The 17743-nt window shown below is 73.2% G+C and carries 18 protein-coding genes; 15 read left to right on the top strand and 3 right to left on the bottom strand.

Annotated elements, in window-relative coordinates; translation table 11 throughout:
- From C1I97_RS13590 to C1I97_RS39885, 4 genes are all read left to right on the top strand, one after another.
- On the top strand, positions 1-641 hold a 641-nt coding region (locus C1I97_RS13590), incomplete at its 5' end, for a rhodanese-like domain-containing protein (protein ID WP_146608212.1).
- A 44-nt stretch (positions 642-685) separates the two neighbouring features.
- Positions 686-1051, top strand: a complete 366-nt coding sequence (locus tag C1I97_RS13585) for a rhodanese-like domain-containing protein (RefSeq protein WP_111003470.1) — start codon at positions 686-688, stop codon at positions 1049-1051.
- Positions 1048-1791 (top strand): sulfite exporter TauE/SafE family protein, encoded by a 744-nt coding sequence (locus tag C1I97_RS13580; protein ID WP_111003469.1) that lies wholly within the window; start codon positions 1048-1050, stop codon positions 1789-1791. The genes C1I97_RS13585 and C1I97_RS13580 overlap by 4 nt, the downstream gene beginning before the upstream one ends.
- Before the next feature lie 246 nt (positions 1792-2037).
- Positions 2038-2190, top strand: coding sequence for a hypothetical protein (locus tag C1I97_RS39885; RefSeq protein ID WP_181446715.1), 153 nt, complete (start codon positions 2038-2040; stop codon positions 2188-2190).
- Positions 2191-2282: 92 nt separating this feature from the next.
- On the opposite strand, the gene C1I97_RS13575 is transcribed toward C1I97_RS39885, so the two are convergent.
- On the bottom strand, positions 2283-3386 hold the full coding sequence (locus C1I97_RS13575) for a baeRF2 domain-containing protein (RefSeq protein ID WP_111003468.1): 1104 nt from the start codon (positions 3384-3386) through the stop codon (positions 2283-2285).
- A 456-nt stretch (positions 3387-3842) separates the two neighbouring features.
- Here C1I97_RS13575 and C1I97_RS13570 point away from each other — a divergent pair, with 456 nt between their 5' ends.
- A complete protein-coding gene (locus tag C1I97_RS13570) occupies positions 3843-5177 on the top strand; it encodes a phosphoribosyltransferase (RefSeq protein WP_111003467.1) in 1335 nt (444 codons plus the stop codon).
- Positions 5178-5235: 58 nt separating this feature from the next.
- Here the strand turns inward: C1I97_RS13570 and C1I97_RS13565 are convergent, their stop codons facing one another.
- Positions 5236-6045 carry an HPF/RaiA family ribosome-associated protein gene (locus tag C1I97_RS13565; RefSeq protein ID WP_220040823.1) on the bottom strand — a complete coding sequence of 270 codons (810 nt, stop codon included), beginning with the start codon at positions 6043-6045 and terminating at the stop codon, positions 5236-5238.
- 321 nt (positions 6046-6366) lie between these two features.
- Here C1I97_RS13565 and C1I97_RS13560 point away from each other — a divergent pair, with 321 nt between their 5' ends.
- The 4 genes from C1I97_RS13560 to C1I97_RS13545 all read left to right on the top strand — a co-directional run bounded on the left by C1I97_RS13560 (position 6367) and on the right by C1I97_RS13545 (position 10263).
- Positions 6367-6798 (top strand): DUF2267 domain-containing protein, encoded by a 432-nt coding sequence (locus C1I97_RS13560; protein ID WP_111003465.1) that lies wholly within the window; start codon positions 6367-6369, stop codon positions 6796-6798.
- Positions 6799-7067: 269 nt separating this feature from the next.
- Positions 7068-7589, top strand: a complete 522-nt coding sequence (locus C1I97_RS13555) for a CBS domain-containing protein (protein WP_309147801.1) — start codon at positions 7068-7070, stop codon at positions 7587-7589.
- Positions 7590-7784: 195 nt separating this feature from the next.
- Positions 7785-8474 carry a CBS domain-containing protein gene (locus tag C1I97_RS13550; protein WP_111003464.1) on the top strand — a complete coding sequence of 230 codons (690 nt, stop codon included), beginning with the start codon at positions 7785-7787 and terminating at the stop codon, positions 8472-8474.
- A gap of 298 nt (positions 8475-8772) precedes the next feature.
- Entirely contained in the window at positions 8773-10263 is a 1491-nt protein-coding gene (locus C1I97_RS13545; protein WP_441349113.1) for an AAA family ATPase, read from the top strand.
- 51 nt (positions 10264-10314) lie between these two features.
- Here the strand turns inward: C1I97_RS13545 and C1I97_RS13540 are convergent, their stop codons facing one another.
- Complete coding sequence (locus C1I97_RS13540) at positions 10315-11601, bottom strand: DUF418 domain-containing protein (RefSeq protein ID WP_111003462.1); 1287 nt, start codon at positions 11599-11601, stop codon at positions 10315-10317.
- 203 nt (positions 11602-11804) lie between these two features.
- On the opposite strand from C1I97_RS13540, the gene C1I97_RS13535 reads away from it, so the two are divergent.
- The 6 genes from C1I97_RS13535 to C1I97_RS13510 all read left to right on the top strand — a co-directional run bounded on the left by C1I97_RS13535 (position 11805) and on the right by C1I97_RS13510 (position 17476).
- The gene (locus C1I97_RS13535) at positions 11805-12470 is read left to right on the top strand and encodes a response regulator (RefSeq protein ID WP_111003461.1); all 666 of its coding nucleotides are present in this window, start codon (positions 11805-11807) and stop codon (positions 12468-12470) included.
- A complete protein-coding gene (locus C1I97_RS13530; RefSeq protein WP_111003460.1) occupies positions 12467-13579 on the top strand; it encodes a sensor histidine kinase in 1113 nt (370 codons plus the stop codon). The genes C1I97_RS13535 and C1I97_RS13530 overlap by 4 nt, the downstream gene beginning before the upstream one ends.
- Before the next feature lie 523 nt (positions 13580-14102).
- The gene (locus C1I97_RS13525) at positions 14103-16001 is read left to right on the top strand and encodes a CocE/NonD family hydrolase (protein ID WP_111003459.1); all 1899 of its coding nucleotides are present in this window, start codon (positions 14103-14105) and stop codon (positions 15999-16001) included.
- A gap of 136 nt (positions 16002-16137) precedes the next feature.
- Positions 16138-16425, top strand: coding sequence for a hypothetical protein (locus C1I97_RS13520; RefSeq protein WP_111003458.1), 288 nt, complete (start codon positions 16138-16140; stop codon positions 16423-16425).
- Between the two features lie 138 nt (positions 16426-16563).
- Positions 16564-17085 (top strand): DUF2231 domain-containing protein, encoded by a 522-nt coding sequence (locus C1I97_RS13515; protein WP_111003457.1) that lies wholly within the window; start codon positions 16564-16566, stop codon positions 17083-17085.
- Positions 17086-17101: 16 nt separating this feature from the next.
- Entirely contained in the window at positions 17102-17476 is a 375-nt protein-coding gene (locus C1I97_RS13510) for a DUF488 domain-containing protein (RefSeq protein WP_111003456.1), read from the top strand.
- Positions 17477-17743 lie beyond the last annotated feature (267 nt).

Raw genomic sequence — 17743 nt, 5'->3', positions numbered from 1 at the left:
GCCCCGCCCCGGTGGACCTGACTCCCCCCGCCGTCGCGGACGCCGCCGAGATCGCCGCCCGGCTCGCGGCCGGTGAGTGGGTCGTGGACCTGCGCAACCGGGTCGCGTTCGCCGAGGGCCACGTCGCCGGCTCGTTCAACTTCGAGGCCGACGGCAAGATCGCCACCTACCTGGCCTGGATGATCCCGTGGGGCAAGCCGGTCACCCTGCTCGCCGAGTCCCCCGAGCAACTGGCCGCCGCCCAGCGGGAGCTGGTCCGGGTCGGCGTCGACCGGCCCGCGGCCGCCGCGACCGGCACACCGCGGGAGTGGGTGCCCGAGGACGGCTCCCTCGCCTCCTTCCCCCGGTCCACGTTCGCCGGCCTGGCCGAGCACGGCACGGACGGCGTCGTCGTGCTGGACGTGCGCCGCGACTCCGAGCGGGCCTCCGGACACGTAGCGGGCTCCGTGCACATCCCGATCCACCAGCTGCACAAGCGGCTCGGCGAGGTACCGGCGGGCACGGTGTGGGTGCACTGCGCCGGCGGCATGCGGGCCGCCATCGCCGCCTCCCTGCTGGACGCCGCCGGGCGGGACGTCGTGGCCGTCGACGACGGGTTCGGCTCCGCCGCCGACGCCGGACTGACCGTGGTCACCGGCTGAACGCCCTCCGCCCCGTCCCTTCCGACTTCTCGAGAGGTTGTGCGATGTTCCTCTTCCGCCGTGGCGAGGGCCGCGTCACCGTCGACGAGGCCCACCGGCGCACTCAGGGCGCCGACGCCCCGGCCGTCCTGCTGGACGCGCGCGAGCAGGGCGAGTGGAACGCCGGACACGCGCCCGGCGCCGTGCACGCGCCGCTGTCCCGCCTGACGGCGGGATCGGCGCTGCCGAGCGCGGCCCGGGGACGGCCGCTGGTGGTGATCTGCCGCAGCGGGAACCGCTCGCAGCGGGCCGCCAGGCTGCTGGCCGAACGCGGTGTGGAGGCGGTGGACGTCAAGGGCGGCATGAGCGCGTGGGCCGCCGCCGGCCACCCGGTCGTCGACGAACGCGGGAACCACGGCTCGATAGCATGACCGCTCTGCTCCTCGCGCTCGTCGCCGGTGCCGTCATCGGCCTGGCCCTCGGTGGGCTGGGCGGTGGCGGCAGCGTGCTGGCGGTGCCCGCCCTGATCTACCTGCTCGGCTTCACCCCGGCGGAAGCGACCACGGCCAGCCTGGTCATCGTCACCCTGACGTCGGTCACGGCACTCGTGGGACACGCCCGGGACGGCAATGTCGCCTGGCGCACCGGACTGCTGTTCGCGGCGGCGGGCATCGTGCCCGCGATGGTCGCCGGGGCTGCCGCCGGACACCTGCCCCAGACCGTGCTGACGGTCGCCTTCGCCGTCATAGCGGCGCTCGCGGCCCTGCGCATGCTGCGCCCCGCGCGCACCGGGACGTCCGGCCGGGTGAGCCCCGGCAAGGCCGGTGCCGCCGGCGCCGGGCTCGGCGCGGTGACCGGGTTCCTGGGCGTGGGCGGCGGCTTCCTCGCCGTGCCGGCCCTGGTGAGTGTGCTGAGTCTGCCCATGCGCCGGGCCGTCGGCACCAGCCTGCTGGTCATCACGGTCAACTCGCTGGCCGCGCTCGGCGCCCGGGCCGGCACCGGCGTGCAACTGGACTGGGCGGTCGTCGCACCGTTCACCGCGGCGGCGATCCTGGGCGCCTGGGACGGCAAACGCCTGTCGAAGAAGATCAAGGGCAACACACTTCAGCGCCTCTTCGCCTACGTGCTGCTCGCGGTCGCCGTCCTCATGTTCGTCGACACGGTCGTCTGACCCTGTACGCACGGCACTGGTGCCCGGGCCCGCCTGGACACGACGCCGGCCCGCCTACGCGACAGCCGGCCCCGGAACCGCGGTTCGCGGGCCGCCGACCGCTCCGGACGCCCTCGCGGCCGTCCGGCCGAGCGCATGAAGGTCGACAGCCACCCGGAGTGCTCACGGCGCGAGGCGAGCGCATGACGTTCACCGCCGCGGTATCAACGGGGCCACAGGAACTTCCGCCGGACTGGAGGTGCTGTCGTGCTCAGTCGCCTCGCGAGCGTCGTGGTGCCCGTCCTCGGCCGCCTGGACATCACCATGGACGCCGCTGACCTGGCCCGCGGCGCGCTGACCCGGGCCTGGTACACCGCGGCCCGACGGCTCGGCGAACCGATGCTCCCCGCCGCGCCCTGAGCGGGGACGATCCTCCTCCGCCGTCGCCCGAGCGGCCGGCGCTCATGGGCCGGCCGCGGGAGCGGGCCGGAGGCGGCACCGGCGTCCCGCCGTCATGCGGGGGACGCGGGGCCGGCGTAGCGCAGCAGGGCGCCCACGCCCTCGCTCAGCCGCACCCGCTGTTCGGGGACCACGACCAGTTCGGCCCTCGTCCCGACCAGAGCACGGGTCAGGGCCGCGTCGGCCCGTTCCTCGTGGACGTCCGCTATGCCGTAGGAGCGCAGTTCCTCTTCGGTGAGGGCGAGTTGGCCGGGTTCCGAGCCGACCCACAGGCGGAGCGGCGACTCGGGGTGGTCGTTGAGGAACAGGGCTTTGACCCCGCCGCGCTGCAGGGCCGACACCGTGGCGGAGAGACCTTCCGCCGTTGCCCCGTCGCGGGTCCGTTCCGCGAGGAAGCCGTCGAGCAGGGCCCGGTCGTGCGCGGCCATGCGTCCGCTGAAGAGGCTTTCGAGCCGCTGTTCCAGCAGGGCCCGCCCCGGTTCGGACTCACCGGCGCCTTCGACGGTGGCGACCCGCCCGCGCAGGGAGGCGGGAAGCCGGCGGACGAGGATGCCGCGGGCCCAGACGTCTCCGGCGACGACCACCGCTTCGACGTCGACGCGCCGCGCGTACCCCTCCAACTCCCGGCCGACCTCTCCGGCGGCGTTCAGCCAGTCGCTCACCGGGATCTCCTCGCCGAGACGGTATCCGGGCGTGACCTTGGTCAGGGGCCACGTGCCGGCCTCGGCCTCGATCCGTACGGTGCCGGTGGCGTCCGTGGAGTGACGGCCGCTGTACCGCACGTGCACCGCCAGGTACGGGATCCCGGGCGTGTGCTGGACGACCAACGGCATGGTGTCCGGCAGCGTTCCGAAGTGCGCCGTGTCCCGTGGCGGCGGGGCGGGCAGTTCGTCCAGCAGGGCCAGTCGCCCGTGGGCGGTGAACACGGCCTGACCGTGGGTCCCGGGGATCTCCGTGTCGCTGCCCACGGTGTCCGCCACCGCGGTGATCGAGTCCTGATCCGCTCCCTCGGACATCAGGGCGTCCCGGAGGTGCCGCCAGCGCAGCTCTATGGCGGCGTCGGGATCGCCGACGGCCGTGTCGCGGGAGGTGTCCAGGTAGACGGACGCGAACGGACCGGGTTGCTTGTAGAGAGGTTCGAGGAAGGAAAGCCTCATGCTCGCTCCCCAATGCACTGTCGGCTCCGCCGGGCGGGAAACGGCGGTTTCACGATGCGCACAGGTGTCCCTGCGGGTGCCATGACGGGCACGTTCCATGGTGCACGTCCTCGCTCGGCGGAGCGACCCGGCCGCGGACGACCGCCCGCCCACGCCGACCGGCCGCCACCCCGCGGATGCGACACCGGGGCCTCTCACAGCGGTGCGGCGGGCCATGGGCGTACGTCCGTCGAGGGCGCCGGCGCGGCAGGGTGACGTGCCGTCAGGAGTGCTGCGGCAGGCAGGGAACTCGGCGGGCCGGCCTCCGCCGGGTGGACAGCGTCCCGCCCCGTGCCCGAGGCCGGGAGCGGTCGCGTCCCGCAGCGGTGCGCATCCGTTCCCCGCTGGGGCGACGATGGAGGTACGGACACACATCGCGCTGCTCACAGCGTTCCCCTGGGACCAGGAGGCCGGATCGTGTTCTTCATGGATCGCCGGGATGCCGGTCGACAGCTGGCTGCCCGGCTGAAGCACCTCGAGGGTTCCGATGTCCTGGTGCTGGGACTGCCCCGCGGAGGGGTCCCGGTCGCCGCGGAGGTCGCCAAGGCGCTGGGCGCGCCGCTGGACGTCTGCCTGGTGCGCAAACTGGGCGTGCCGTTCCAGCCGGAGCTGGGGATGGGGGCCATCGGCGAGGGCGGCGTCCGTGTGATCAACGAGGAGATAAGGAACACCGCGCGCATCACGCCGGACGAACTGGCCGGGGTCGAGGCACGCGAGCGGGTGGTGCTGGAAAGCCGTGCCCGGCGCTACCGGGGCGGACGCGAGCCGGCACCGCTCACGGGCCGCACGGTCCTGGTCGTCGACGACGGGGTGGCCACGGGTTCGACCGCGCGCGCGGCCTGCCGGATCGCCCGCGCCCGCGGGGCCGCACGGGTCGTGCTGGCGGTTCCGGTGGCGCCGCACGACTGGACCGCGCGGCTGGGCGCGGACGCCGACGAGCTGGTGTGCCCGCACACTCCGCGGAGCTTCTACGCGATCGGGCAGTTCTACTCCGACTTCTCCCAGACCGCCGACGACGAGGTCGTCGCCTGCCTGGAGGAGGCGCTCGCCCGCCCGGTGAGCACCCGCCGGACTCCGCCCGGTCACGCCGTGCCCGAGGACCGGGAGGCGGACGTGCGCGCGGGCGCGCTGATGCTGCGCGGGCAGTTGACGGTGCCCGAGGACGCGATCGGGGTCGTGGTGTTCGCGCACGGCAGCGGCAGCAGCCGGCACAGTCCGCGCAACCGGTTCGTCGCGGCCGGCCTGAACCGGGCCGGGCTGGGCACCCTGCTGTTCGACCTCCTCACCGAGGAGGAGGAGACCGACCGGGCCAACGTCTTCGACACCGAACTGCTCGCCCGGCGGCTCACGGACGCCACCGGCTGGCTGCGCGAACAGCCCGAGGCCCAGGGGCTGGCCGCCGGGTACTTCGGTGCAAGCACCGGCGCGGCCGCCGCGCTCTGGGCCGCCGCCGAGCCGGACGCGCGGATCACCGCGGTCGTCTCCCGCGGCGGCAGGCCGGATCTCGCCGGGCCGCGGCTGCCGGCCGTGACCGCGGCCACGCTGTTGATCGTCGGGGGCCACGACCGGCTCGTGCTCGAACTCAATCGCGAGGCACAGGCCCGGCTGCGGTGCGAGAACCGGCTCGCGGTCGTCCCCGGCGCCACCCACCTCTTCGAGGAGGCCGGAACCCTGGAGCAGGTCACCGACCTCGCCCGTGACTGGTTCACCGACCACATGGCCCCGGCACACCACGGCGCGGTCCGGCACTGAGCACGTGCCGGGCCCCCGGCCCGTCACCGGGATCGGGGGAGAGTGCGCCGGCCGGCCGTCACTCGACGGGGGCGATCAGGCCGTAGTGACCGTCGTAGCGGTGGTACAGCACGTTTCCCCGGCCGGTGGCGGCGTCGGCGAAGAACACGAACGGGAGTCCGCCGATGTCCAGTCGCTGCCTGGCCTCGGCGAGGGTCAGCCGGGGTGCGGGCAGGTCACTGACGGTGAGCGGCACGGCCACGGGTCCGACCAGGTGGGGCCGGGGGTGGACCTGGGCGAGGCGGTAGCCCGTCGGGCCGGACCGGTACAGGACGCTGTCCTCTCCGGTGCCGATGTCGGTGAAGAGGTGGAAGTCGTAGTCCATCGTCTCCAGTTCGAAGGCCGCCTCGTCGGGCGTCTCCCGGGCCAGCGAGTAGGACTTGTGCCGTACGACCTGCCGCTCCTCGGCCGGGCGCGGGAAGTAGTCGGGGCGGTGGGTGGGCTCGGCGCCGTGACGCCACTGGTGCGGGCCCGGCACGGGCATCTTGCCGCGGCGGGCCTCCCAGTGCTGCTCCAGGCGTTCCAGCCGCACGGCGAGCCGGTTCTGCAGCAGGTCGACGGCCTCGGTCATGGTGCGGGCGGCGACGTGTGCGCGGACCTGGCGCCCGTTGACGTCCAGATCGGCCTGGGCGATCGCCGGCCGCTCCACGGCGGGGTTGGCCATGTGGGTCAGTTTGACGCGGGCGAACAGGACCGGCTCCCGCGTCCGGCCGGTGAGCGCCCCCACCTTCTCCCGCGCGTACTCACCGGCGCCGGGCGGCATCTGCCCGTGGGTCTCCACCCGGATCTCCGGAGCTTCCTGTGGCGCCGATCGCTTCATGGCAGTCATAGCGGCCTCCTCGCACCTGACAGCCCCCGTCCACGCTTATCCACACTTATCGTTCCGAGGTCTCCCGCGCACGGCGAGCGTCACCGTCCCGGACTCCGTGCTGCCAACCGCTCGCCGCCGCCCTAGCATGGAGCCCTGGGCAGGAAACGAGAGAAGCGATCGCGTGCGAGGTGCGACCCGCACGCGAGACGCCTCCGGGCCGGCGCCGCGCCCCCGCCGCTTCTCCGGCCGACCTTCACCGTGCGCGGACAGCGCGTGCGGAGGCGCGGTATCCGGCGAAGTCTATGAAAGCCGCGAACAGAACCCCGGAAGTGAACATCCATGCCCACCACACGCCCGCCTGACTTCGAGCACGCCATCCACAGCGCGAACATCTGGCTCAAAGCCGTGGCGGGAGCCCTGGGGACCGAGGACCGCCACCTCGCCCACCGGGTCCTGCGCACCTGGCTGCACACGCTTCGCGACAGGCTCACCGTGGACGTGGCCGCCCACTTCGCCGCACAGCTCCCCGAACTGGTGCGCGGCGTCTACTACGACGGCTGGAACCCCAGCGCCGTACCGGTCAAGTACGACCGCGAGGGCTATGTGAACCGCTTCGTCCAGGAAGCCAGGGTCGCCGCCGAGGACGTCCCCCGGATCGCCGCCGCGGTCACCGCCGCCGTACGCGAGCACGTCTCGCCCGGGCACCTGGAGGCGGCGGTGGAACAACTCCCGCACGACATCCGGGCCTTGCTCCTCCAGCCGGCCGGCTGATCCGGCTCCGCCGGCCCGCCCCGTCCGGGACTCGCGGACGATGCGGCCTCTCCCGCGGGGCGGGCAGCGGAAGGAGAACCCGCGCCGTCAGCACTCGAGGAGGGAGCGGGGCATGGTGCACCGAAGGGTCGAAGACCTCATGACGACAGCCGTGGTGCGCGTACGGCGCGACACGGGCTTCAGGGACATCGCCGTGCGCCTCGCGGAGCACGGCATCACAGCGGTAAGCGGTACCGGTCGTCAACGACCAGGACCACCCGCTCGGCGCCGTGTCGGAGGCGGACCTGCTGCGCAAACAGCAGAGTCAACCGGATCCGGGGGGACACCCGGCCGGCGCGCACCTGTCCCCCGCGGAACGCGACAAGGCCCGCGCCTGGACCGCCGAGGGGCTGATGACGAGCCCGGCCGTCACGGCCCGGCCGCAGTGGTCGGTGGTGGAGGCGGCCCGCACCATGGCTCGCCACCACGTCAAACGGCTGCCCGTCGTGGACGGCGCCGACCGGCTGGTGGGCATCATCAGCCGCGCCGACCTGCTGCACGTCTTTCTGCGGCGGGACGTCACGATCCGCGAGGAGATCACCGTCGATGTCCTGACCCGGACCCTCGGCCTGGACCCCGCCTCGGTCACCGTCCACGTCGAGGACGGACGGGTGACACCCACCGGCACCGTGCCGCACAGCAGCCTCGTCCCCCTCGCAGTACGTCTGTGCGAGAGCGTCGACGGCGTCGTCGACGTCACGAACCGCCTCGGCTCCCGCGTCGACGACGCCGGGGGCGTACCGCGGCGGTGAGCCGCCGTCATGCCACCCGCCCCGTATCACCGCCGGCCGCGACCTCGTGCGCGGTGTCCTCCGGATGCTTTTCGGGGGACCATCGGCCCTGGCGGCGGCAGGGACGTGGAGGGGCACAGTAGAAGGGGATCTTCAAGAGAAGGGGATCTTCAAGCCGTCCACTGCGTGACCGGCACGCGGGAAGGAGCTGAGACGATGACCCGTCACAGCACGGTCGGTGAGGTGATGACGCGCGACGTCGTCACCGTCCGCCCGGACACCCCGTTCAAAGAGATCACATCCGTCCTGTCCGCCCGCGGCATCAGCGCCGTGCCCGTCGCCGACGCACGCGGGGCGCCGATGGGGCTGGTGTCCGAGGCGGACCTGCTCCGCAGGCAGACCGAGCAGCCGGACGAGTACGGCGGGCAGCCGGCGCCTCCGGGATGGCCCCACGAGAGGTCCAAGGCACGCGCGGAGAACGCGGCCGGGCTGATGACCACCCCCGTGGTCACCGCCCGCCCCGACTGGCCGGTCACCCAGGCGGCCCGCACGATGGACCACCACCGGGTCAGGCGGCTGCTGGTCGTGGACGAGACGGACCGCATCGTCGGCATCGTCAGCCGCTCGGACCTGCTCCGGGTCTTCCTGCGTCCCGACGAGGAGATCCGCGAGGAGATCCGTGACGACGTGCTGAAGGGGATGCTGCGGCTGGGCGGCATGGAGGTGCAGGTACAGGTGCACGACGGTGTCGTCACCCTGCGCGGCGAGGTCGAGCGCCACAGCACCGCTCGGATCGCCGAACGGCTCGCCAAGGGCGTGGACGGCGTCGTCACGGTCCGGCCGATGATCGACTACGCCGTCGACGACGTGGCCGCCCAGGACGTCCGCCCCGGGTCGCCGCGCTGATCCCCGCCGCCGTGACGCGCAGGGCCGCCGCCGTGACGCGCGGGGCCACCGCCCCCGGGCGCGGGGCGCGCCGGCGGTGCGCGAGGGTGCCGGTCGCCGGAAGAGCCGGGTGCGCAACGCGGCGGTGCCACGGCGCCGATGCCCCGCGGCGTGAGCCGGAGCCGAGGTGCCCCGGCCGCCGCCTCCCGGCGCCGGCCGGGGCCGTACGGCCCCGGTGCGCGGGCGCCGCGCGTGTCGCGGGGCCCGGCCCGCGGCGTTGTACTGGAAGCGGAAGCACCGCCTGACGAGGGGAATGGCCGTGTCGTCGTCCGACCCCCTTCTCCCGGACAAGCCGCAGAGGGTCTTCGACCGGGAGGCCGAGTGGCAGGCACTCGCCGCGTTCGCCTGCGACAGCCGGCCCGAAGCCCGCCTCGGGGTCGTGGGCGGGCGGCTCCGACAGGGCAAGACCTGCCTGCTGGGGGCGCTCACCGGCGCCCTGGGAGGGTTCTACTTCGGGGCTCAGCAAGGGACGGAGACCGAGTCGCTGAGCCACCTCGCCGACGAACTCGCCCGCCACGGGAACACCTCTCCCCCGCCTCACTGGCACGGCTGGGAGGACGCCGTCGACGACCTGCTGGCACTCGGGGACCGGCGTCCGACGCCCGTCGTCATCGACGAGTTCCCCGACCTGGTACGGCAGAGCCCCTCGCTTCCCTCCGTCCTGCACAGCGCCTACCGGCGCCACGACGGCGGACGGCCCGGCCGGGCCCGTCTCCTGCTGAGTGGCAGCTCCATGCCCCTGATGCACCGGTTGTTCAGCACGGCCTCCCCGCTGCGCGAGCTCAGCGATCTGCACCTCACCGTGCACCCGCTCGACCACCGGCAGGCGGCGCGGTTCTGGGGCATCGACGACCCCGGCCTCGCCCTGCTCGTGCACGCCGTCGTCGGCGGAACCCCCGCGTACCGGCGCGACTACGTCGGAGACGACGCGCCCGCGGGGCGGGAGGACTTCGACGCGTGGGTGGCCAGGAGCGTGCTCAACCCCGGCAAACCCTTGTTCCGCGAGGCGTACCACCTGCTCCAGGAGGAGATCGACCTCAAGGACCGTGCCCTGTGCCACTCCGCCCTCAGCGCGGTCGCCTCGGGCTGCTCGACCCAGGGCCAGGTCGCGGACTGCCTCGGCGCCCCTCTGACCGACACCGCGCGCTGTCTCGGGCTGCTGCGGGAGCACGGCCTGCTGCACAGCGAGGCCGACGCCTTCCGGCCCGCTCTCATCAGGCTGCGCGTCGCCGAGCCACTGCTGGCCTTTGAACACGCGGCCGTACGCCCCTACCGGTCGGCCCTGGAACAGCAGGGCCCCGTCGCGGTCTGGAAGCACGCCCGCCCGGTCTTCGACTCCCTGGTGGCGCGGCCCCACTTCGCTCAGATCTGCCGCGACTGGGTGCTCCGCTTCGCCGGTCCGGACGTCTTCGGCGCCCGTCCCGGGTCGGCGACCCGCGGGACACTGGCCGACCCGGCGCACCCCGGCGGTACGGACGTGGCGGCGGAAGTGGTCGTACGCGGCCACGGCGCCGCCCGCAACGGGAGCCTGCTGTCGGTGGGCCTGGCCCGGTGGGACGAGGCCATGGACCTGGAGCACCTGGAACGTCTCAGCGGCATCCTCGACCTCCTCGCCCGGCGCGGCGAGGACGTCACCCGCGCCCGGCCGGCCTGCTACAGCGGCGTCGGCTTCAGCCCCGCCCTGCGCGCCGTCGAAGCCCGGGGGCAGGTCGTCCTCGTCGGCCTCGACCGGCTGTACGGACGGACGTAGCCCTCGTGCCGGCCCCCTCTCCGCACCGGCGCGCATGCCGCCGGATCCACCTCATGGGACGTGCCGCGCGGGGCGGGTGGCGACATGGAGTACGTGCTCCAGGGGGCCGCGCCGGAAGCGGCGGGTCCACGCGGCCGCGAGGAGCGTGGCGGCCACGATGAAGGCGAGGAGCACCGGCAGCGCGGCCATGGTGTCGTCCTCGATCGCCGGCACCTCCCACACGTCGGTGAAGAGCCACAGGGCGACGATGTGCAGGACGTAGGCGGTCAGCGCCGTCATGCCGACCACCGAGACCGGCCTGGCCAGGCGGGTGAGACGGGGCATCGTGCCGACGACGGTCAGACAGACGGCCAGCACGACGAGGGCGACGCCCGTGTTGCCGAGGATGGAGAAGGTCGTCTGGCTGTGGGGCGCGGCCACCAGCAGCCAGGCCGGGGGGATGCGGCTCCCGGGTTCGCCGACGGTGTCGGACCACCACGCGGACGACGCCGACCCGCTGCCCGTGGCGTGCGCGATGACGGAGAGAGCGTGGGGCACCAGGCGCAGCGCCAGCCAGGAACCGCCGTAGCCGAGCAGGGCGAGGGCGCCGCCCGCGAGGGCCAGCCGGGAGCGTACGCCGGGCCCGGTGAGGTCGAGTTTGGCCACCGCCATGCCCGCGAGCAGGAACGGCATCCAGGTGAGGGCCGGATACTCGCCGGTGAACAGGAGTTCCACCACTCCGCGGGTACCGGTGATCCGGGCCAGCGGGTCCCCGGCGATGACCGCGTCCGCCCAGTTCCCCTCCTCCATCGACTTCCGCAGCACGTAGAGGACCTGGGGAAGGACGAGTGCCTCCGCGGCGGCGACGAGCGCCAGCGTCCTGGCCCGCAGCCGGTGCAGGGGAAGGGCCGCGAGGAAGAGCAGTCCGTAGAAGCTCAGGATGACCTCGACTCCGGTGCCCAGAGCGGTCAGGGCGTAGCCGAGCACCATGAGGACGACGGCGCGGATCACGATCCTCGCCACGGCCTGACGGCCGGCGCGTCCCGTCCTCGGACGCGGACGGCCGGTGATGAGGATCAGCGAGAAGCCGGCGAGCACCGCGAAGAGGGCGGAGGAGCGGCCCCGCGCCGTCTCCAGCAGGAACCCCACCGGCCCGCCGACCGTCACGTCGGGGCCGACGTGGGCCGAGTACATGCCGAAGACGGCGAGTCCGCGGGCCAGGTCGATACCGATCAGCCGCCCCGCCGACGGCGTGCCGACGGAGGCGGAGGGGGATACGGAGGAATGATTCGCCTCCCGCTCGGCCTGAGGCTCGGGGGACAGCCCGGTCGGCACAGCCGACGATACGTTCTGCGTCATGCTCTCAGCCTTTGCCGCGCACCCGGCGCCGTCACCCCGGTGTCCTGCCGAATGCACCCCGCCGACCGGCCGAAGCAACCCGGCCGACTGACCGGGAGCGTGAAGCATACGGCCGATCGGGGGGCAGACGCCTCCCGTCCGTTCGGGGACGGCCCCGGCGTGGGTACGGATCGCACGCGGGCATGCGACGAGCGGAGCGCTGGTTGATCCGGGTACTGGTGGTCGACGACGAGGCCCTGATCCGCGGGGGGTTCACCCACATCCTCAACAGGGCGGACGACATCGAGGTGGTGGCGGCGGTCCCCGGCGGCCAGGCCGTCCGGGCGGTACGTGAGTCACGCCCCGACGTCGTCCTGCTGGACATCCGGATGCCGGACGTGGACGGACTCACCGTCCTGGCCGACCTCCGCCGCATGCCGGAGCCCCCGGTCGTGGCCATGCTCACCACGTTCGACGCCGACGAGTACGTGGCGACCGCGCTGCGCTCGGGCGCCGCCGGATTCCTGCTCAAGGACACCGACCCGGAGCAGCTTCCGTATCTCGTCAGGGCCCTGGCCGAGGGCGGGACGGTGCTGTCGTCGAAGGTCACCCGCACGGTGGTGGACGCCTATCTCGGCACGGGTGTGCGCGAGCCCGCCGCCCGCCTCACCGCCCGGCTGACCCGGCGCGAGCGAGCGGTCCTCGTCCTCATGGCCGAAGGACTCGGCAACACGGACATCGGCAAGCGGTTGCACCTGAGCACCGGCACCGTCAAGGGCCACGTCAGCGCCGTACTCGGCAAACTGGAGGTCGGCAGCCGTGTGCAGGCCGTCCTGATCGCCGAACGCGCGGGCCTGCTCGAGCCGTCGCGGGACGAGGACGGCCGATGAACGACCGACGGCCGCCCGCTCTGCTGCTGGACGCCGCCCTCGCCGGGGCCTCGCTGGCGGACGCCTGGGTGAACGTCGACGTCAAGGAGCAGCCGGCCCTGGCCTGCGCGCTGCTCGGCGCGTGCGCCCTCGCCCTGCGGCGTCGTCTGCCGCTGACGACCTTCGTGCTCACGATCCCCACCGCCCTGATCACCGACGCGGTGTTCGCCACGACGGCGGCGCTGTACACGCTGTCCTCGCTCAGCCGCCACCGCGTCCTGCTGGTCGGCTGCGCCCTGGCCTACGGGATCACCGACTTCCTGCCCTGGCCGTGGTGGACCCTGAAGACGTCCCAGCTCGCCGGCACCCGCAACCTCGTCCACCTCAGCTACACCCTGGCCACCGCCGCCGCCCCCGTCTTCCTCGGCCAGCTCGTCCAGGCCCGGCGCGAACTGTCGCTGCGGCTCGCCGAGATCACCGAGGCCCGCGAGCACGAACGGCTGCTCGCCTCCCAGAGCGTCCTGGCACGGGAACGCGCACAGCTCGCCCGCGAGATGCACGACGTGGTCTCCCACCAGGTCAGCCTCATCGCCGTACAGGCCGGCGCCCTCCAGGTCGGCGGCCGGGACGCCGAGACCAGACAGGCCGCGGCCACGATCCGGCAGCTCAGCGTGCAGACCCTGGACGAACTGCGGCACATGGTCAGCGTGCTGCGCGCCTCCGGCATCCGCCCCACGGAACTCACCCCCCAGCCGTCCCTCGCCGACCTGCGGCGGCTGGTCGACGGCAGCGGCATCGAGGCCAAACTGGAGACGGACCTGCCCGAGGACCTTCCGCCCACGGTCCAGCGCGCCGTCTACCGCACCGTCCAGGAAGCCCTGACCAACGTCCGCAAGCACGCCCCCGGCGCGACGGCGACCGTCCGCGTCCGCTGTGTGGACGGTACGGTCCACGCCACCGTCACCAACACCGCTCCCACGCGCCCCTCGCTCCCCCTGCCCAGCGCCCACCACGGCCTCGCGGGCCTGGGACAGCGCGCCGAACTCCTCGGCGGCACCGTCACCGCCGGCCCCACGGCCGACGGCGGCTACGAACTCCGCCTGGAAGTGCCCGTCGTGCAGAACCGGTGACCGCGCCTGCCGCCGGCGAGGACGACCGGCCGGCGCAGGACGTACAACGGCAGGACGTACAACGGCAGGACGGCGGCGAGATGGCGCCGGTGACGCCGATCGGGCCGGTTCCGTGGGCGTCGCCATGCCCGTCCCCCTCCCCCCCTGCGTGCGCACCAGTGCCGAGGGGGCCGGCCGCAGAGCGCCGTCCCCGCAACGGGTGCCGGACCGTCAACTTTCGACGCGGCGGGGACGGTGCACGGGCCGGGCAGCCGAAACAGTGCAACCGGCAGCTGTGTGACGGGAGTTGAGCTGCCGGTGAGCGCACGAGGAGCAGCCGCGTCAGCAACATACGACACGTACGGCCCTGTTGACGCGTTTCAACGCTGATCATAGGCTCCGTCGCCGTCGGCTCCGGCCCGCGCCCGGGATCAGCTCCCGCCTGCGCGCGGCCGCCCGTCGCCGTCCGCCGACGGCGGGTCGGGGGCCGCTGCTCGACCGCACCACCTGCACCGCCCCGTTCCCACCACCCCGGGAGGAGCATGTGAAAAGACGTCGTGCGGCGGCCTGGGCCGCCTCAGCAGTCGTCACCACCCTCGCACTGACCGGTGCGCTCGCCGGCCCCGCCACCGCGGCGCCCGGCGTGGCGTCCGGGCCCGCCGCCGCTCCGGCACAGGCCCGGACGGGAGCGGTCGCCACCGCGACCGCCCCCGTCACGCACGAGCAGAACGACCGCGTCCCCAAGGGCTCGCTCTGGACGCAGCACTACTTCCCGTCCTCGGACGGTTCCGGCACCGAACTGCACGCCGACGTCCTGCTGCCCGAAACACTGGCCAAGGGCAAGAAGGTGCCCGTCATCCTGTCGGTCGGCCCGTACTTCGCGCACTCCGGGCAGACCGGACCCGAGGGCTGGAAGCACACCGGCCCCTCGTCCCGCTTCCTGGACTTCATCGAGGGCACCGACCTGTTCGCCCGCGGCTACGCCTTCGTCATGGTGGACCTGCGCGGCTTCGGCGGCTCCACCGGCTGCCTCGACTGGGCCGGTCCCGGCGAGCAGGCCGACGTCAGGGCCGCGATCGACTGGGCCGCGAAACAGCCGTGGAGCACCGGCGCGGTCGGCATGTACGGCAAGTCCTACGACGCCGTCACGGGCCTGATCGGCAACAACCTGGGCCAGAAGGCGCTCAAGGCCGTCGTCGCCCAGGAGCCCGTGTGGGACATGTACCAGTACATCTACTCCAACGGCGTGCCCCGCCCGAACGTCACCGGTACCGCCAACGCCTACAACTCCATCGCCACGATGGCCCCGATGACGGACGACGACGCGCGCTACCAGGCCAACGCCCGGTGGGAGGAGACCCACCCGGAGTGCCTGACGCAGAACGCGGCCGGGTACAAGATCGCCGACCAGTGGGACAAGCACTGGACCGACCGTGACCTGGCGAAGCTGGCCAAGGGAAGCCGCACTCCGCTGTTCGTCACCCAGGGCTTCGTCGAGAACAACACCAAGCCCGAGGAGATGCAGGAGTACCTCGACAACCACGTGGGCCCCGAGCGCGGGTGGCTCGGCCAGTGGGAGCACGTGCGCGGCGGCGACCGCACCGGCGACGGGCGCCTGTCCATGGGCCGCGAGGGCTGGTACGACGAGACCCTCTCCTTCTACGACCAGTACCTCAAGGACCTCAAGCCGAAGGTCCGCTACCCGGCCTACGCCGTGGAGGACTCCACCGGTGCCTGGCGCGCCCAGAGCACGTGGCCGGTCGTGAAGCGGTCCGTCACCCTCCCGCTCGGCGGCGGCTCGTACGTGGACGACGGCGGCGCCTCCGCCCGCGCGGCCCTGGCCGCGTCCGGCGAGCCGGTGCCGCCGGCGACCGCACAGCCGTCCGGGAAGTGGGACATGGAGAACGCGCCCGCGCTCGACCCGGCCGCGCCGAAGGGCCTGGCCAAGGGACTGACGAAGCTCCAGAAGGCCGGGAAGGTCACGTCGAGCTTCTTCGTGTGGTCCCAGCCGGTCGAGCGGGCCGTGCGCGTCACCGGCACCCCGCAGGTCTCCCTGACCGCCAAGGGAGAGGGCAACGTCATGCTCAAGCTGTACGACGTCGCTCCGGACGGCAAGGCCGTCATGTTCGACGAGCAGGTCTCCCTGCTGCGCCCGGGCCGGATGACCGTCGACCTCAAGGCGACCGACTGGACCCTGGCGGCCGGGCACGTCCTGGCCGTGGAGATCGGCTCCATCCAGACCGGCTCGTGGCGCGCCACGCCCTCCGGAGAGACGATCATGGTCAAGGGCGCGCAGCTCAGGCTGGCCCTGGACGACCCGGCCCGTGACACCGCCACCGCCGGCGCCCGCTCACCGTTCCTGGACACCTATCTGCGCCAGTACACGGTGAACCTGCCGGCCGGTCCCGCGACGTTCACGGTCCTCCCCGGCGGCCGTCTCTGACCCCGGGGCCGGCGCCGGCCGCCAAGGCTTCCGGGCACGGCCCGGAGCACCGGCCGGCGCCGGCCCGCACCCGCGCTCCCCGACCACCGGACACCGGACACCGGATATTCGACGGCACCACGGGTACTCGTCGGCCATGTCCGAGCAATTTCAGATCCAGCCCATGGGTGACCACGACTACCTGGTACGCGCCCGGTACAGCGGTGGCGTGATGGAGTCGCGTTTCCAGGCGAGCCCGGACGTCGTCAGCCTGCTCCACGTGGCGGAGGACGACGAGCAGCGGGTGATCGAGGAAACCGTCCTCTACCTCAGCGAGCGGCAGCCGGTCATGGACATTCCCCCACTGGTCGACCTCGACGACGTCGCGGCCGCCTACGGTGACCAGTACATCGACGAACTGAGCCGGCGCCTGAAGCACGCATAGGGAGGTCGCCCGTCACCGCTCGGCGCCTCGTCCCGCGGCGTCCGCCGCCGTGCCCGGCGCGGTTGCGGATCCTGCCGGCGGAGGGACGCTGGGAGGGAGCGCTCGACACGTTCGAACGGGGACCACTCAGGAGGCTCCATGTACAGCAAAGCCACGGTCGCCGGTCACCCCCTCCACCCCATGCTGATCGGCTTCCCGGTCGCCTTCTACACGGGAACCCTCGCGGGCTTCGCCGTGTACGCGGCCACCGGGACCCAGTTCTGGCTCAACCTGGCGATCGCGCTGAACGTCGTCGGCGTCGGCAGCGCGCTGCTCGCCGCGCTCCCGGGGTTCGTCGACTGGTCCTTCGGCATCCCCCGCGGCTCGGCCGCCAAGACCGTCGGTCTGACCCACGCCGGCCTCAACGTGGCCGCGCTCGTGCTGTTCGCCATCACCCTGGGGACATACGTCACCCACTGGAACGGCCCGGCCACCGGGCCCGTCCTCGGCCTCGCGCTCACCTCGGCCGGGGTCGCCTGCACCATCGCCGCCGGCTCCCTCGGCTGGATGCTGGTCCAGGACTACCACATCGGCATCCGGCTCACCCCGACGCAGGCACGTGACGAGCTCGCGGTGCAGAACGTGCACCGGCTCAGCACCCACCGGCACCATGCGGCCTGACCGGCAAGATGGCGTCATGACCGAACGGATCACCTGCCGCCGGGTCTACGAGGAGACCTCGCCGCAGGACGGCAAGCGGGTTCTCGTCGACCGGGTCTGGCCGCGGGGCGTGCGCAAGGAGGACGCGCACCTGGACGAGTGGCTGCGCGAGGTCGCCCCGTCCAGCGAACTGCGCCGCTGGTACGGCCACGAGCCGGCCCGCTTCGCGGAGTTCCGCCGCCGCTACCGCGCCGAACTGCGCGACGCGGGGCACCGGGAGGCGGCCCGGCACCTGCTGGACCTCGCCGCCCATGACCGGCTCACGCTGCTGACCGCCACCAAGGACGTGGACCACAGCCAGGCGGCCGTCCTGGCCGAGTGGCTGACCGGGCACGAGCGCGCCGGCACCTGAGCCCGGGGCGCTGCCGCCGCCCCGTGTCACTGCCCCGTGCCACTGCCCCGTGCCACTGCCGGGCGGGCGTCGACGGGACAGCGTCGGCGGAACATTCGGCGGAACACCGTCACTGGTGCGGATGCGGCGACGTCTCGTCCATCGCGTACAGGGCCAGGGTGGAATGGGCGTAGGCGCCGCCGGCGCGCATCTCGGCGGCGACCCAGATGGCCTCCATGATCTCTTCGGGCCCTGCCGGAGAAGACCAAGCAGCTGATCGCCGTGGCC

The organism is Streptomyces sp. NTH33, from assembly GCF_003236365.1.
Taxonomy (GTDB): domain Bacteria; phylum Actinomycetota; class Actinomycetes; order Streptomycetales; family Streptomycetaceae; genus Streptomyces.
Note: the sequence above shows the minus strand (reverse complement) of the source record. Positions and strands in the feature narration are given on the sequence as shown.